We start from the raw sequence: 16,737 nt of genomic DNA, 5'->3' as shown, positions 1-16,737 counted from the left end.
AACCGTCAGCCGAGGCGGCCTTGCCGACCACAATGGTGGTGCAGGCGAAAGTGGACACGCACGACAGACCCAATACAGCCAAAGCCATCTTCTTCAACATCATGTTGTAAAACCCCCTGTGCAAACAAACGTCCAAAGGATAATCCGGCGCCGTTTACAATTATTAAAAAATTAGAACATACTTAATTTATGTCAGGAAACGGTTTTGAAACACTGGTCAGATGGTGGGACGCGCCATAGAATCGAAGCCGCAGGCGTATTGCCAAAGCAATTTCATTGCTAAAACAATGAGACGGCACAAAAAAATGGCGCCCGTGTGGGCGCCAATACAAGAATGAGGAACATCTCTGGGTAGGGTAATCCATAGGAAATCACCCCTGCCGGACTCGGCACAAAACCAGGGAGCGAAACGGCGGTTTAGTGCGCCTCATCCAGGCCAGTCAGACGTCCCCATAATGCCGCAAAGCAGCAGGGTAGAGCACCTGTACTTTTAGACAGGCATGGGCCGAAAGGCCCGCCTCCCCACGTGCAAATCACTTCGAATTGTTGACCATGTACTCGATCGCGGCGCGGAATTCGGCGTCGCTGCCGCTATACCCTCCCTTGGGCGGCATCGCGTTCAGCCCCTTGGTGGCAATTTTCTGCACTTCATCCAAACCGGGCTTCAAACGGACCGCCCAGGCGGCCTTGTCGCCGAACTTGGGCGCGCCGGAAACGCCCGCCTGGTGGCAGGCGACGCAAACCGATTCATAGATTTTTTTGCCGACCACGTTCGGGTCCAACGCGGCGGCGGCGGCGGCCGGCGCGCTCGCCGACGTGGCGCTGGCGCCGCTGGCATCCGCCTGGGGCGCGGCAAACTTGGCGCCGCCGGCATTGGCCATATAGGCCACGGCGCGTGCCACCTCACTATCAGTCAGCGTGGCATTGCCGCCACGAGCCGGCATGGCGTTAAAACCGGAGAGCGCATGCTGCACCAGGGTGGCGAAACCCTTGGCGATGCGCGGCCCCCAGGCGGCGGCGTCGCCAAACTTGGGCGAGCCCAACAGGCCGTTGCCGTGACAGGTGATGCAAACAGCCTGGAAGACCTGCTCGCCGGTTCGGCTTCCCGGCGGCGCATCGGCCGCTACCGAATCCCCTACCGGTTTCAGACGAGCGGCGACCGACTCATTGGTCATGACCTCGGCATCGACATTGAAGCCGCTGGTGGCCAGCTTGGCGAGCAAAGTAATCGCCACGACAAGAAATACGACGATGCCGATCAATACTTTGACGATCTGCCCCGGGCCCATTCCGTTTTCATTGCTCATTCGCGCCTCGCCTGGAAAAATAATGACATTTAATATTTTGCCGATTATACGAGAAGCATTTCCGCAAGGCAAAACCCCTACTGGACTTGTGGATGCGCTTTGCGTTATGATCCGCCCTGCTTCAAATTCAGCGCACCCGTAGCTCAGTTGGATAGAGTGTCGGTTTCCGAAGCCGAAGGTCACAGGTTCGATCCCTGTCGGGTGCGCCAGTCCTGTCTTTTCTCCCCCTCATTGTAGCCACAGAAAAACGAGCCGCCTGGCTGCGCGCGCGTTGCGCGAGAGACAAGTTTTTTTCGCCGCCAAGAGGCGCAAATCAATCATCATATAAAAATCGCCGCGTCGACGGCCACATTCAGCAAAAATGGACGTGAAACGCCGCGCGATTCGGTCATTGCCGGCGAAGCGGAAAATAGCGCAAAAAGGCGGGGAAATTACTCTGGAGAACCGATGGTTTCGATCACGCGCTTTTGATTGGTGCGCAGATCAAGCACTTGGTAGATCTCCACTTTGACCTTGCCGCGATACAGACGCAGCATGACGTTCGCCGCGGCGCGGGCAGCATCCGCCGTCGGGTAGATCGGACTCTTGTCGTCGATGCCGAAGGTGTTGGAGATCAATTTCAAACGATACACTGCGGAAACCTCTAGCAGGCGCTATAAAATGCGAATTTCGGGCGTTTAGGTTAACAAAATAATCTTTCACGCAGATTTCCGCAATTACGGGGAAACGCTTAACCGCAAAATTGTCTCACGCACGATCTTACGATAGCAAAACCCGGCATGGGCCCTAGGGACCCTCTGGTCATTCGGACAGGCAGCCCGCGGCGGCACGGTTGCAGGCTGCCCGCACCAAACGGCCGTCCTCGCCCCAGTAGCCCAGGCGGGCCAGACAATCCGCCGCCACCAAGGCGGCGTCGATCATGAAACGCCCCGCCACCAACAGCGACTCGACTTCGGCCAGCGGCAAACAACAGTGTTCGGCGACTTCGCCATCCTGATTACAGGGAACGACGCCAAGCGGCAGCCAAATATCGAAAACATGCAGCCATTCGCGATGCAACCCGCGCGCCACCGGTCGTTCAGCCAACAGCAGCGTGTCCTGGCGCGCCTCGGCCAGCAACGCGGCGGACAGTCCGGCCTCTTCCCAGCCTTCGCGCGCTCGCGCCGTAGCGATCGTTTCGCCCGCGGCCACGCCGCCGCCGACCATATTGTCCATCCGGTTGGGATCTACTGCTTTGTGCGGGCTACGGCGGCCGAGCCACATGCGCACTTCGCCGTCCGCCATGCGGGAAAGACCGTTGAGATGGACGGCACGGCTCGTCAACCCCAACGGGCGAAACGCCGCGCGCTCCAACTCGAACAGCGGCGTGCCATCCTCTCTGCAGGCTTGGAAATTCTCGTCACGCCAGCCGTTGAGCCAGCCTGCCGCCTGCCAGCGGCGGGCCGCCGCGGCCAGCGCCGCGCTGATGTCTTGATAGCTCCCCTCTGCCAGACAGCACAGGCGTTCGCCTTCGGCGGCGAACAGCTGGCTTTCTCCCGCCAAGAGACGCGCGCGCCATTCGGCGTTGACCCAACCAAGCTGAGTCGGGCCGAAATACAACGGGCTAAAGGCGGACAGATCCACCTGGGTCACGCGCGCCAGATAATCGAGAACACGCTGCATTGGCATTACCGCTCCAGACATGCGGGGAAGAGAACACCGCATATTAAGATGATTCGCGCACCCTTGACTATGTCGGACGCATTCTGCGCGCCAAACCGGAATGGCGGACCAGCGCATGGCCAATCGCCGCGCGCAACATTTCCCGCCCGCCGACCAACCGGAAACGCTGCCGCGCGCGGGTAACCGCGGTATACACCAACGCGCGATCGGGTACGTTCGCCTCCTCGTCCGGCAAGACCAGCCACACTTCGTCGAATTCCGAGCCCTGGCTCTTGTGCACGGTCATGGCGTAAACGGTGTCATGCGCGGGCAAGCGCGCCGGCGCCAGTTCGCGCCAGCTGCCGTCCGCGGCGGGAAACGCGACGCGCAGGCCTTCCGGCCTATCCACGGCAAAGCCGATATCGCCGTTGAAGAGCCCGACACCGTAATCGTTGTGAGAGATCATCACCGGCCGCCCCGGGTACCAAAGCTGCCCGGGCATTTTGAGCCCATCGGCCTCCAGGCGGTGCTCGACCAGGCGGTTGATCGCCTCCACTTGGCGCCGCTCGCCAGCCAGTGGCATAAACGCAACAAAGGCCTGCTGCACGCTCGTGAGCGGCGCGCCCGCCGCCACCGCCTGCCAATACGGCTGGCGACGCGCCCAAAGCGCGTCGGCATCCCATTGAGGATGCCAGCTCAGATCCGCGGCCGCCTCGTCCAGCAGCGCCAATGCCTCGTCGGGCCGGTTGTCGTTGACGGCGCGGCTGAACTGGCCGATGCCGCTCGCGGCGGCGAACCGGTGACTACGGGTCAGCAGCACCACGCAATCGGTCATCGGCGCCCCTTCATCGATGGCTGCCGGCAGCTCGTCGACATCCATCCCCAGCGCGGCAAGCCAGGCAAGCGTCTCGCCGCGATAGCCGATGTCCTGGCACAGCTCGCCGAGCACCGCCCCCGCCTCCACCGAGGCCAACTGATCGCGGTCGCCAAGCAAAATCACCTGCGCGTGCGGCGGCAACGCATCGAACGTCCGCGCCATCAGATCGAGATCGATCATCGAGGCTTCATCCACCACCAGCACGTCCAGCGGCAAGGTGTTGTCGGCATGGTGGCGCGGCCGGCCCCCGCCAGGACGCAAACCCAGCAGCCGATGCAAGGTCTGTGCGCTGTCCGGCAAGCGCTGCTTGAGCGCCGCCTCGACCGGCAGCTGCGCGATGGCGCCGCGCATCGAGTCGGACAAGCGTGCGGCCGCCTTGCCGGTCGGCGCGGCCAAGGCCATCACCAACGGCTGCGCGGCGAGTGCCGCCAACAGCGCCAAAAGCCGGATCACCGTGGTGGTCTTGCCGGTTCCCGGGCCGCCGGAGATCACTAACAGCCGCTGGCGCAGCGCCAAGGCCGCCGCCAGTTTCTGCCGGTCGAGCCCCTCGGCCGTGGGTGGAAACAGCCGATCGAGCCAATGCGCCGCGTCGACCGGGCTCACCGTGGCGCGCCGGCCGGTCTTGAGACGCAGGGCATCGGCCAGCCGCGCCTCGTCAAACCAATGGCGCGCGAAATACAGCCCCGACTGGGCATCGAGAATCAGCGGCGCATAGCCGCCAGGCGCCGCCACCAGCGGACAGGCGCCGAGCCGTTGGCGCGCCGACGGTTGCGGCACCGGCAAACAAACGTGTCCTTGCTGGTTGGCGAGAATCAGCGCCTGCAACCACTCTGCGCATGTGTCGTCCCAGCGGGGATCGAGCCGGCTGAACAGATCGTTGAGGGTGACGTAAAGCGGGTTATCCATGGGCAATTCATATTGAAATCGGCAGGCAGGCTGACTGTCGCACCATTCTCCGGGAGAGGCAAGCGAGGCGCCGCCCACCGCGCGGCGACAAAATATCTCGCTATGGAGATTTTGCGGTTTGCTGATCAGAACGCGGCAATTATTGGCTTCCAATGCCAAAAAATGTGGAACTTTCTCTTCGCAACCAATGATATGCGCATTTTTGTAGCAGATATATTGTATACAACCGTTTGACTATGCTCGCCCTTCGGTGCTCTGATGGCACGAAAAGTCCGAAAAGATAACCCGAAAGGAGTCCCTTATCATGGGTACCGTGTCTCATGGCGGCGAGCTCAAACGAGAACTCAAAAATCGCCATATCCAATTGATCGCCCTCGGCGGCGCCGTGGGCACCGGGCTGTTTCTCGGCTCGGCCAGCGTGCTCAAGGCCGCCGGCCCGTCGATGATCCTCGGCTATGCCATTGCCGGCTTCATCGCCTTTCTGATCATGCGCCAGTTGGGCGAGATGATCGCCGAGGAGCCGGTCGCGGGCTCGTTCAGCCACTTTGCCTACCGCTACTGGGGTGGCTTTGCCGGTTTTCTGTCCGGCTGGTCCTACTGGCTGTTGTACATCCTGGTCGGCATGGCTGAATTGACCGCCGTTGGCGCCTACGTGCAATTCTGGTGGCCGCAGGTGCCGGCCTGGCTCACCGCGTTCGTCTGCTTCATCGCCATCAATGGGGTCAATCTGACCAGCGTGAAATCCTACGGCGAGACCGAATTCTGGTTCGCGTTGATCAAAGTGGTCGCCGTGGTGGCCATGATCCTGTTCGGCGCTTGGCTCTTGGCCAGCGGCAGCGGCGGCCCGCAGGCCTCGGTGCACAACCTGTGGAATGATGGCGGTTTCTTCCCGCATGGTTTCAGCGGCCTATTCATGGTGCTGGCGGTGATCATGTTCTCGTTCGGCGGCCTGGAGCTGATCGGCATGACCGCGGCGGAAGCGGCCAATCCCCAGCACGCGATCCCCAAGGCGGTGAATCAGGTGATCGTGCGTATCCTGGTGTTTTACATCGGCTCGCTGACCGTGCTGCTATCGCTCTACCCGTGGAGCAAGGTTGCCTCCGGCGGCAGTCCGTTCGTGATGATCTTCCAGCAGATCGGCGCCAATACCACCGCACAGCTGTTGAACTTCGTCGTGCTGACGGCGGCGCTGTCGGTCTACAACAGCGGCGTCTATGCCACGAGCCGCATGCTCTACAGCCTGGCGGAACAAGGCAACGCGCCGCGCGCCTTTGCACAAACCGACCGGCGCGGCGTGCCGGTGAAAGCCACGCTGTTTTCGGCGCTCGCCACCTTTGCTTGTGTCATTCTCAACTATGTGCTGCCGGGACAGGCGCTGGGCATCCTGATGTCGCTGGTGGTGGCCACGCTGGTGATCAACTGGGCGATGATCAGCCTGACGCATATGAAATTCCGCCGCGCCAAAGCCGGCCAAAAACTGATCTTCCCGGCGTTCTGGTACCCGCTGGCCAATTGGCTGTGCCTGGCCTTCATGGCCATGATCCTGTTCATCCTGCTCATCACGCCGGGCGAATCGGCCTCGGTCTACGCCGTGCCGGTGTGGATCGCCATGATGGGATTGGGTTACCGCCTGCGCGGCAAACCTGAAACCGAGGCGCTGGCCAAGCAGACGGCTTGATTGAACGGGAGTGGGGGCGAGCTTTTACTCCCGCCGTTAAGGTTTTGCTTCTACTCCCGCCGTTGCGCTTGCGCGGCTCTCTACTGCGGGAGTAACGGCAACACCTTGAAAGCGGGAGTGGGGGCGAGCTTTTACTCCCGCCGTCAAGATTTCCCCTCCGTTCACGATGGCGTGTGCAGCCTCGCCTCCAGCGTTTCGCAAATCGTCTCCAGTATCTTCAGCCGCGCGAAGTACTTGTTGTTGGCTTCGACCAGCACCCAGGGAATACGGGTCGTGCTGGTGCGGTCGACCATATCGCTGACGGCCAGCCGGTATTGCTCCCACTTCTCGCGGTTGCGCCAGTCCTCTTCGGTAATTTTGAAGCGCTTGAAGCCGGTTTCCTCCCGCGCCTTGAAGCGGGCGTACTGCTCCTCTTCGCTGATCGTCAACCAGAACTTGATCACGATGATGCCGTTCTCGCTCAGTTGATGCTCGAAGTCGTTGATCTCGAAATAGGCACGCATCCAATCGGGCTCGCTGGCGAAGCCTTCCACCCGCTCGACCAGCACGCGGCCATACCAGGTACGGTCGAAGATCGTGATACGCCCTTTCGCCGGCACGTAGCGCCAGAAGCGCCATAGCCACGGCTGCGCCCGCTCCTCCTCGGTCGGTGCCGCAATCGGCACCACGTGATATGTCCGCGCATCCAGCGCCTGGGTGATGCGACGGATGGCGCCGCCCTTGCCGGCGGCGTCGTTACCCTCGAAGGCCAGCATCAGCGCATGCTCGGCGAAACGCGGATGCCGCGTCAGGTGATAAAGCCGTCCCTGCAGCTTGTCGATCTGCGCGCGATAATCGTCGCGCGTGGTCGGTTGATCGAGCGTCAGCGCGTCCAGAATCAGCTTGTTGTCGATCGGCGCCATGAGCGGCGGCGCGTTCGGTTTGGTCTTTCCCTGCTCGGCTTGTTCGGCCAAGCGCGCGCGCAGCATGTTCAGCACGGTGTTGCCGACCGTCAGGCTGCGGTAATTGGCATCCTCGCCGTCGACGATGATCCATGGCGCGTCGGCGGTGTTGGTCAGCCGGATCATGTGCTCGGCGTATTTGCGGATCAGATCGTACTGCTCGAAATGCTCCCAGTCGGTCTTGGTGACGCGCCAACGCGTGGCGGGATCCTTTTCCAGGGTTTTCAGCCGCTTCTTCTGCTTCTCGCGCGACAGGTGGAACCAAAACTTGATCACCAGCGCGCCATCCTGCGCCAGCATGTGTTCGAATTGACGGCTCTCTTGAATCTGCAGGTCGAAGGCGTCCCAGTCGCTATGCCCCTTTACCCGGCCGAACAGCATGTCTGAATAGTACGAACCGAAGAAGATGCCGATGCGCCCCTTGCCGGGCAATTCGCGCCAATAACGCCACATCCACGGCCGTGCCCGTGCCTCGTCGTTCGGTGCATCGAAAGCCACGGTGCGGATCAGCCGCGGGTCCATCCACTCGTTGAGCAAGTTCATCGTATCGCCGCGGCCGGCGCCGTCGAAGCCATGAATCAAGATCACTACCGGAAAATCCGGTTTTTCCTTCAGGTCGTATTGCGCGTCGAGCAGCGCCTTGCGCAGCAGGGGTACCTGCTCGCGGAAGGTTTCCTTGTCGACGCGGTGTTCGATTTCGGCGGATTCAAACATCGCGGTCCCCTGGGCATGGAAGCACTCAAGCGATAAACAGGGCGTCGAGCGCGTCCAACAACGACGGCGATGGCGCATCGCGCCACACGCCGCTGCCGTCTTGATCGACCCCCCTCATATAGAGATAGCGCACGCCGGCGAAACGTGTCGTAAAGTCGACGCCCCGGCTTGTCAGATATCTTCTTATGGCAATGCAATAAAACAGGTACTGAAGATAATAATGCTCGCGAGCCACCGATTGCGCCAGCCGCTCGACAGCGTAATCGGCGCCGACCGGCCCCAGATCGTTGGATTTGTAGTCAATCAGGTAATAACGGCCGTCGATCTCGCACACCAAATCGATGAATCCCTTGAGAAACCCGCGCACCACGGGAAAATCCAGTCCGGCAGCGGCAGCGCGTAGCGCCGGATGCAAACCATGGCGGGCGTCGGTCAACAGCGCGCGCAACGCCTCGATGCCGAGCCGCGCCACCGGCAGCGTGAATTCCAATTCGATCAGCCGCCGGCCCGGTGCACACTGCGCCAGCGTCACGCCCGGATCCAGCGGCGCCGCCAGCGTGCGCCGCACCAGCGCGAACGCCGCGTCGGCATGCTCGGGCGCGAAACCGTGTTGCGCGACCATCTCGCTCGCCACCACCGGGTCCGGCGCGGTGAAGTCGATCCGCTCGAGAATCGCATGCAGACACGTGCCGGCACGCGCGCCGCGCGGAAACGGCATGGTGCCCGCCAGGGGCTCGGCGAGGGCCAATCCACCACGGTCATGGTCCGGCCGCTCGCGCTCAACCGCGCTGTGATGCACCAAGCCGCTGAAACTGGCGACGCGCCACGGCGTATAAATCGGCCGGTCGATGCGCGCCGGCGCATACGGGCCGGCCGCGAGCGCCGCCCGGCCCGGCGCCGCTGGCGCCCACTCGGCCTCTTGCCAGGCGCTGACGCGCGCGTGGCGCGCTACCCAGTCGCGCAGCGCGGCGCGCACTTGCGCGCCGTCCAGTGCCGGCAGGTCCGCAAGCGACGCCTGTGCGGGCGCATGCATGAGCCATGCCAGCGCCGAGGTTTCCATCTGCTGCACCCAGCCCCAGACAATGTACTGGCGGTGTTCGGCGCGCGTCAGCGCCACATAGGCCAGCCGTAATTTCTCCGCCAGCAGCTCTCGTCGCGCCGCCTCGCGGGTAGCATCGTCGAGCAGCACCTCGGGCGTCAGACGGCTGCCCGCCTCGCCGTGGCTGCGCCAGAAAGGCATTTCACGCCGCTCCAGCGCGCCATCCCACAGGAAAGGGCAGAACACCACCGGGTATTGCAAGCCTTTGGCGCTGTGCACCGTGGCGATCTTCACCAGCGCGGCGTCGCTCTCCAGGCGCAAGAGCGCCGCTTCGCCGCCCTGTCCGTCGCGTACCTGCAGTTCAAACCAATCGAGCAAAGGCAGCATGCCGCGTTGCTCTTCGCTGGCGGTTTGCAGCAATTCGGCCAAATGCGACAAGTTGGTCAGCCGCCGCTCGCCGTCCGGCAACGGCAAAAGCCGTTCGGCCAGCGCGCGCCTGGCGAAAAAGTGGCGCCACGCCGCCATCAGCCCATGCTGACGCCAGCGCAGGTGGTCGGCGGCATGAGCCGCCAACAGCGCCTCCCACGCGCTTTCGTCATGCTGGCACCTCGCCAGATCGGCAGCATCGAAGCCGTAGAGCTCGGTCGCCAGCGCATGGCGCAGACGCGATTCGTCCGCAGGATGCGCCCATGCCGACAACAGCACCAACAACTCATTCGCCTCGCCGCTGGCATACACGCTCTCCTGCGTCAGCGCCACGCTGGGAATATTCAGCGCCGTCAGCGCCGCGCGCATGATCTCGCCTTGGCGATGGGTGCCCACCAGCACCGCGCAATCGCCGCCATTCAGCGGCCGCCGACCTTGATCGCCATAGAGCGCGGCACGGCCCTCGGCCGCCAACGCGAGCAGCCGGGCGATTTCCGCCGCGGCGCACGCGGCGGCCTGTTCCGCGGCCAGGCGCTTGCTGGCGCCTTTGCCGCTCTCGCCGAATTCCAGCCACTGCCAGTTGCAGGCGGCGCGGTCGTCGTCTACTTCCAAGCGTTCGGCGGGCCCGGCCGCCGCGACCGGCTGATAGCCGATTTCCGGCAGCACGAACGGCGAAGGCCGGGCAAACAGCTGATTGACCGCCTCGACCAGCGTTTCTTGCGACCGGCGATTGACGCCGAGCGTGTAACGCTGCGCGGGCAGGGTATCGTCGCGTGCCGCGAGATAGGCGAACACGTCAGCGCCACGGAAACTGTAAATCGCCTGCTTCGGATCGCCGACCAAAAATACCGGCCGGCCACGTGCGATAAAGCAGCGACGGAAAATGTCGTATTGCACCGGGTCGGTGTCTTGGAATTCGTCGATCAACGCCACGCGGAAACTACCGGCCAATTGCTCGGCGAGCGCCGGCCCGCGATCAGGGTCGCCCAGCGCTTCGTACAGATCCGTCAGCAGATCGTCGAAACTGCGCTTGCGTTCGGCCTGGCGCCGACGCGCCAATTCGCCGTCCAGCCAGCCGATCAAATCCAGCTTGAGCCGGGCCACTTCCAACGCGGCCGCCTGGCGATAGGCATCCCAGCCGGCGAGCCATGCGCCGATGAGGACAAACGCCGGATGCGCCGGCGGCGTATGGCCTTTGTTGGCGGCGCGCGCCAGCTGCGCCGGCATGAGCTTATCGAGTAACTTGCGCTCACTCGCGCCGAGCGCGGGCGACGCGCCATCGACCGCCAGCCAGCGCGACATGCTCTGGCTGAGCAATGCGCGCGTCGCGGCGCTGTAGCTTCTCGCGTTCAAGCCGACCGCCTGCTCCAGCGCCGCGAGCGCCGCCAAGCAATCGTCGCGGCGGGCCAACAGCGCCTGCCAAGACGCATCGAGCGCGGCGCGCGCCGCGGCGATGCCGGCGCCGGGCGGGCGGTCCATCGCCAGGTAAGGTTTGGCCAGATAGGGGCGGACGTCGGCCAGCCAGCGTTCGGGCGTCTCGCCCGATTCCACCAGCAAATTGGCCAGCAACGCGTCGCCCAGCACATGGCGGCGCCAATAGTCGTCGACCGCCTCCAGCAAACGCTGGCTATCGTCCAGGATCAGTTCGGCGCGGAAGCTCTGGCCGGAGGCAAACGCAGCGTCGGACAAGGCGCGCTGACAAAATCCGTGAATGGTGTAGATCGCCGCGGTATCGAAACCGACAATTGCCGCGTTCAGGCGCGACAACGCCAGCGCACGCGCCGGGCCCGCCGGATGACGCGCGGCCATGGCCAGCAAAAACGGATCGTCGCTCGCGCCGCCTTCCAGCACCTCGGCCAGGGTACGCAGCCGATCGCGCAGCCGGCCGCGCAATTCGGCGGTCGCCGCCTTGGTGTAGGTTACCACCAGCAATTGATCGATCGACGGTACTTGACCGTTGTCCGCCGCCTCCAGCAACAGCCGGGTGTACAACGCGGCAATGGTCCAGGTTTTGCCGGTGCCGGCAGAGGCCTCGATCAGGTTGACGCCAGTAAGCGGGCAATCGAGCACGTTGAGCGGATTCATGCCGTCGGCTCCTCGTCGGCCAGCGCCGCCAACATCGGCATCAGCAGCACTTCGGCCAATTGCCCGAATAGCGGATCGGCCAGCGGGTCGAGATGGCGGAACGCCAAAGCCACCGCCGGTTCGTCCCGTTGGGCGAATTTGTCCTCGAACGCCGGCGCCCATTCGGCCAGCGCTTTGTGCATGGCACCGTCCCGGTCATCGGGTTTGTCATGCAAATGACGCGCGTAGGCCAGGCTCGTGCGCGCAAAAAACGGCAGCGGCAGGCCTTGGCCCTGACGCCAGAACGCCACCCAGGGCCGCAGCCGCTCGGCCGCGTCCTCGACCGGCGCAAACTGGCGCACGCCGTCGAGCGCGAACAGCATCGACACCGGCGTCACGCCGTCGGGCTGTGCCGCGCACAGCAACAAGTGTCCAAGCCACAAATCGATCAGCTCGGTGGCGAACGCCGGACGCGCCGTCAGCAGCAGCCGCCCTTGCGGCCGCAGGTCAGACAGCGTGCCCACCAGCGACAGACCGTCGATCGATACATGCAGCGTGGCCGGCGGCAGCGGCGCCTCGGCCAGCGCCGCGGGCAGTCCGGCGGCAAAGCGCCGCCCCTGCCCTTCCTGGCGCGACATCAGCGCGTCGCCCAGTGCGCCGGGCGGTAGCCAGCCACTGCCGCGCGCCACGTCGCGCACCACGGCGAACGGCTGTTTGCGCAGGCTGGCGGTCACTACCCGGTCCATCACCGCATTGGCCGCATCCCTGCCGAGGTCAAACGGCTCGCGCACCGGCGGCGCCTCGACCGCAGCGACCAAGCGCAGTCCCAGACGCTCGGCGAGCCAAACACGGCAGGGCATGCGCCAGAACCCGCGCCACTGCGATGCCGCCAGCACGGCGGGGATCTCTCCGTCCAGCGGCGCGGCAAACGGCTTGGCCGCCACGGGCGGCGAGGCCAGCGCGAGGGCGAAGCCGGGCTCGAAACTCGCGAGCCGGGCGTCCCGGCCGTCGTAGCACACCGGCGAGAATGGCTGCAGCGGGTGCGTCACGCTGAGCGACGCTGGTTCGGCCCCCATCGCCGCCAGCGTATCCAGCAGCTCGGACACCAGCGCCGAGGGCGGCAGGGGCTCATTGCTTCGCGCCGATTGCCCGACGTAGGACAGGTACAACGCCTCGCGTGCGGACAAGATCGCCTCGAGAAACAAATAGCGGTCGTCGAAACGGCGCGAACGGTCGCCGCGGCGCGGATGCTGCGCGATCAGATCGAAACTCACCGGCCGCTCGTCGCGCGGATAGGCCCCGTCGTTCATACCGATCAGGCATAACACGCGAAAGGGGATCGAGCGCATCGGCACCATGGCGCAAAACGTCACGCCACCGGTCAAAAAACCGCCGGCCGTGGTTTGGCTGAGCCGCCGCGCCAGCCAGTCGCGCACCACCGGCAGACTGATTCGTTGGTCGAATTCGGCCATCCGCGCGTCGCTGGCGAGCGCCTCCAGCGACGCGCGCCAGATCGCCAGCGCGTCCTCTTCGTCCTCGTCGGCGGCGAGCAACGCTTCCGCCAACGCCAGCAGCCGTTGTTGCCAGGCGGCGGCGTCCGCCGGTTCGGCAGCGCAGCGCGCCCATTGGTCCAAGGTTTGATACAGCGCGGCAAAGCGCGCCAAGGTCTCGCCATCCCCGCCGGTGGCCAACGGCAGCGGCAACAACGCATGCCACAGCGGGCTTGCGCTGCCGGCGAGCCCGGGCGGCAACGCCGTGCCCAACAGCAGCCGGTCCAGGCCCCAGCGCCAGGTGAACGACGCATCGGCCGGCAAGCCGAGCTCGGCTTTGTGCGCCGCGTCGCGCCCCCAACGGATGCCCGCCTGCTCGACCCAGCCTTGGATCAATGGCACCTCGGCATCCGTCAGCGCAAAACGGCGCAACACCGCCGCGCAGTCGAGCAGCGCCAGCACCTGATCGGCGGGGAAACGGCCCTCGATCAGCTCAAGCACATTGAGCAGCACCGACAACAGCGGCACATCGCGCTCGATGCGGCGGTCGGCGATGCTGTAGGGAATGCCCGGCGCGTCCGGCCGCGGACCGAACACCGCGTCGATATAGGGGGCGTATTGATTGATGTCCGGCGTCAGCACCGCGACGTCGGCGGGGGTCAGCGTCGGGTCGGCGGCGAAGCGGGCCAGCAGCCGGTCCTTCAACACCTCCAGCTCGCGCATCGCGCCGTGCGCGGCATGGATTTCCACCGAACCATCGGCGGAGGCGCGGCGCTTCTTCGGCGGCTTCAGTTCCAGGATATCGCGCTGCAGCCGCATCAGCAGCGTATCGCCTTCGGGCGCGGCAAACGCCTCGCGCGATTCGTGCAGCGTCTCCGACACCAGATCGAAGAAGTCGCGTCCCTGCTTGCCGAGCGAGGCCAAGAGCGGGTGATCCGGCGCCACCTCCAGCCCCTGCCCCGTCAAGCGCAGCTGCCCCCGGGCATCGACGATATCGCCCCAATACGCCTGACAGGGGTTGAGCAGAAACAGGCACACGTCGGTCAACTCGGCAAGGCGGCGCACCAGCGCCAAATACATCGGCGCCAGGCTGGCGATCCCGAATAAGGTGATGCGTTCCGGCAGCATGGCCGGCGTCAGCCCGGCCAGAAAGGCATCATTCATCTGCACCCGGTGCATGCCCGGCACGCTTTCGGCCAAACGGCGCCACAACGCCGCCTGCCAGGCTTCGTCCGGGCCGAGCCCCAACGTCTCGCCACGCTCCCAGGCGCGGATCCAATCGGGACGGAAGACCAGATATTGGTCGAAGATATCGGCCACGCAGCCGGCCAGTTCGAACGCGGCGCGTTCGCCGCCTTGCAGATAGCGCCGCACCGGCGCGAAGGTGTCGCCGTCGAGCTGCGGCAAGAGCTGCATCAGCCGCCAGCTCAGCACGTCGGGCGCGAAGGCCGACTGCTCCGGCAAGTCGGGCATCACTTGACGCATCAGCCGCCAGGCATAGCCGGCCGGCAGCACGAATTGCAAATGCGCGGCGATGCCGCAATCGCGCGCCGTGGCGAGCGTCAGCCAGCGCCCCATGCCGCGGCTTTGCACCATGACCACTTCGGGCTGGAACGGATCGGAGAGCGGCAACGCGCGCGCCATGCCGGTAAACAAGGCGCCAAGATGCTCCAAACGGTTCGACTGGTAGAGATGCAGCATAGCGATAAGGGGGTGACCGGATGCGCGCCAGTTTAGCATCGGCGGCGCGCGGACGCTGGTCCGTTTCGAGACGCTTGACGCAAAACAAGTTGCCTCTTGCCCTGTTCTGCTAGGCTTGGGCGGTTTCCCACAGTCTATTTCAATGTCATGACGAGCTCCCGCCCCCTGCCGGAACTAGTGTGCCCCGCCGGCAGCCTGCCCGCGTTGAAAGCCGCCGTCGACCATGGTGCCGACACCGTTTACTTCGGACTGAAAAATGGCACCAACGCCCGTAATTTCGCCGGCTTGAATTTCGACGACAAAACCGCGCGCGAAGGTATCCGTTACGCGCACGACCGCGGCCGTAAAGTGCTGATGGCCATCAACACCTACGCCCAGGGCGCCGATATCACGCCGTGGAAACGGGCCGTCGATGAGGCGGCCGATCTGGGCGTGGACGCGGTGATCCTGGCCGACCTGGGTCTGATGGATTATGCCTCGCGCACCCATCCCGAATTGCGGCTGCACCTGTCGGTGCAAGGTTCGGCTACCAATTACGAAGCCATCCACCTGGCGCGCGACTTGTTCGGTATCCGCCGCGCGGTGTTGCCGCGCGTGCTGACGTTGGATCAGGTGCGCCAAGTGATCGACAACACCGACGTCGAAATCGAGGTGTTCGGTTTCGGCAGCCTGTGCGTGATGGTCGAAGGGCGCTGTCTGCTGTCCTCCTACGCCACCGGCGAATCGCCCAATACCCACGGCGTCTGCTCGCCGGCGCGCTTCGTGCGCTGGGAGCACGGCGAACGGCAACTGAACGCGCGCCTGAACAACATCCTGATCGACCAATACGGCAAAGACGATCCCGCCGGCTACCCGACGCTGTGCAAGGGCCGTTTCGCCGTCGGCGGCGACACCTACTACGCGCTGGAGGAGCCGACGAGCCTCAACGTGCTGTCGATGCTGCCGGAGCTGATCGACATCGGCGTCGCGGCGATCAAGGTCGAGGGACGCCAGCGCAGCCCGGCTTATGTGGCGCAGGTGACGCGTGCGCTGCGCGAGGCATTGGATGCCGCGCGCGACGGTCAGCGCTTCAGCGTCAAGAGCAGTTGGCAGCAAGCGCTGGACAAGGTCTCCGAGGGACACCAGCAAACCCTGGGCGCATACAGCCGTCCGTGGAAGTGAAAGCCGCAACCCTATGAATACGCAAGCAATGCAATTGACGCTCGGCCCGATTCTGTTTTTCTGGCCGCGCGACACCGTCATGGCGTTTTACGCCGAGGCCGCTCTCTGGCCGGTCGACACGATCTATCTGGGCGAGGTCGTCTGCAGCCGTCGCCAGCAAATGCGCGGCGACGATTGGATCAACCTGGCGCAAGACTTGCAGGCGGCGGGCAAAAAGAGCGTGCTGTCCTGCCAGGCGCTGATCGAGAGCGAATCCGACCTCAAGCGGGTCCGTAAGCTGATCGATCAGGGTGAGCTCGCCATCGAAGCCAACGACATGGGCGCCGCGCGTCTGGCGCACGCCAAGGGCCTGCCGTTCGTGGCCGGACCGCACATGAACATCTACAACGCTGAGACGCTGGCGCTCTACCGCCGCCTTGGCGCCACGCGCTGGGTGCCGCCGGTGGAAATGAACCGCGACACGCTGGCCGAGATCCTGGCGCAGGACGTCGGCGTGGAAACCGAACTGTTCGCCTGGGGCAAGCTGCCGCTGGCCTTCTCGTCGCGTTGCTTCACCGCCCGCCATTACAACCTGAAGAAAGACAGCTGCGAGTTCCGCTGCATGGAGCACCCGCACGGCATGACGCTTGCCACCCGCGAGTCGCAGGACTTCCTCACCATCAACGGCATTCAGACCATGTCGGCGGATTGCCAATCATTGCTGCCGCACCTGGCCGACATGGCGGCCATCGGCGTCGACGCCGTACGCGTGAGTCCGCAAGCCGAAGGCTCGGCGGCGCTGATCCAACACCT

The 16,737-nt window shown here is 64.4% G+C and carries 10 protein-coding genes and 1 tRNA gene; 4 read left to right on the top strand and 7 right to left on the bottom strand.

Features of this window, described 5'->3' with window-relative positions; all coding sequences use genetic code 11:
- Nucleotides 1-533: 533 nt before the first annotated feature.
- Nucleotides 534-1,307: a c-type cytochrome gene (locus JOZ06_RS09355; RefSeq protein WP_293231729.1), complete on the bottom strand. Its 774-nt coding sequence runs from the start codon at nucleotides 1,305-1,307 to the stop codon at nucleotides 534-536.
- A 132-nt stretch (nucleotides 1,308-1,439) separates the two neighbouring features.
- On the opposite strand from JOZ06_RS09355, the gene JOZ06_RS09350 reads away from it, so the two are divergent.
- Nucleotides 1,440-1,516, top strand: a tRNA-Arg gene (locus tag JOZ06_RS09350).
- Between the two features lie 222 nt (nucleotides 1,517-1,738).
- On the opposite strand, the gene JOZ06_RS09345 is transcribed toward JOZ06_RS09350, so the two are convergent.
- From JOZ06_RS09345 to recD, 3 genes are all read right to left on the bottom strand, one after another.
- Complete coding sequence (locus JOZ06_RS09345; protein ID WP_293231727.1) at nucleotides 1,739-1,939, bottom strand: hypothetical protein; 201 nt, start codon at nucleotides 1,937-1,939, stop codon at nucleotides 1,739-1,741.
- A gap of 169 nt (nucleotides 1,940-2,108) precedes the next feature.
- Nucleotides 2,109-2,975, bottom strand: a complete 867-nt coding sequence (locus JOZ06_RS09340; protein WP_293231725.1) for a DUF4743 domain-containing protein — start codon at nucleotides 2,973-2,975, stop codon at nucleotides 2,109-2,111.
- 61 nt (nucleotides 2,976-3,036) lie between these two features.
- Nucleotides 3,037-4,731 carry an exodeoxyribonuclease V subunit alpha gene (recD, locus tag JOZ06_RS09335; RefSeq protein ID WP_293231723.1) on the bottom strand — a complete coding sequence of 565 codons (1,695 nt, stop codon included), beginning with the start codon at nucleotides 4,729-4,731 and terminating at the stop codon, nucleotides 3,037-3,039.
- A gap of 304 nt (nucleotides 4,732-5,035) precedes the next feature.
- On the opposite strand from recD, the gene JOZ06_RS09330 reads away from it, so the two are divergent.
- Nucleotides 5,036-6,409 carry an amino acid permease gene (locus tag JOZ06_RS09330; protein ID WP_293231721.1) on the top strand — a complete coding sequence of 458 codons (1,374 nt, stop codon included), beginning with the start codon at nucleotides 5,036-5,038 and terminating at the stop codon, nucleotides 6,407-6,409.
- A 161-nt stretch (nucleotides 6,410-6,570) separates the two neighbouring features.
- On the opposite strand, the gene pap is transcribed toward JOZ06_RS09330, so the two are convergent.
- The 3 genes from pap to recC are packed head-to-tail and all read right to left on the bottom strand — an operon-like array spanning nucleotide 6,571 to nucleotide 14,784.
- Nucleotides 6,571-8,064, bottom strand: a complete 1,494-nt coding sequence (gene pap / locus JOZ06_RS09325) for a polyphosphate:AMP phosphotransferase (protein ID WP_293231719.1) — start codon at nucleotides 8,062-8,064, stop codon at nucleotides 6,571-6,573.
- Nucleotides 8,065-8,089: 25 nt separating this feature from the next.
- Complete coding sequence (recB, locus tag JOZ06_RS09320) at nucleotides 8,090-11,614, bottom strand: exodeoxyribonuclease V subunit beta (RefSeq protein WP_293231717.1); 3,525 nt, start codon at nucleotides 11,612-11,614, stop codon at nucleotides 8,090-8,092.
- Complete coding sequence (gene recC / locus JOZ06_RS09315) at nucleotides 11,611-14,784, bottom strand: exodeoxyribonuclease V subunit gamma (RefSeq protein WP_293231715.1); 3,174 nt, start codon at nucleotides 14,782-14,784, stop codon at nucleotides 11,611-11,613. Before recC ends, recB begins: the two co-directional genes overlap by 4 nt.
- A 147-nt stretch (nucleotides 14,785-14,931) precedes the next feature.
- Here recC and JOZ06_RS09310 point away from each other — a divergent pair, with 147 nt between their 5' ends.
- Nucleotides 14,932-15,945: a peptidase U32 family protein gene (locus tag JOZ06_RS09310; RefSeq protein ID WP_293231714.1), complete on the top strand. Its 1,014-nt coding sequence runs from the start codon at nucleotides 14,932-14,934 to the stop codon at nucleotides 15,943-15,945.
- Between the two features lie 13 nt (nucleotides 15,946-15,958).
- The coding region (locus JOZ06_RS09305; RefSeq protein ID WP_293231712.1) for a U32 family peptidase at nucleotides 15,959-16,737 on the top strand (779 nt) is incomplete at its 3' end.

Origin of the sequence: Paludibacterium sp., assembly GCF_019232825.1 — a bacterium.
In the GTDB taxonomy this organism is placed as follows: Bacteria; Pseudomonadota; Gammaproteobacteria; order Burkholderiales; family Chromobacteriaceae; genus Paludibacterium.
This window is presented reverse-complemented; position numbering and strand designations above follow the sequence as displayed.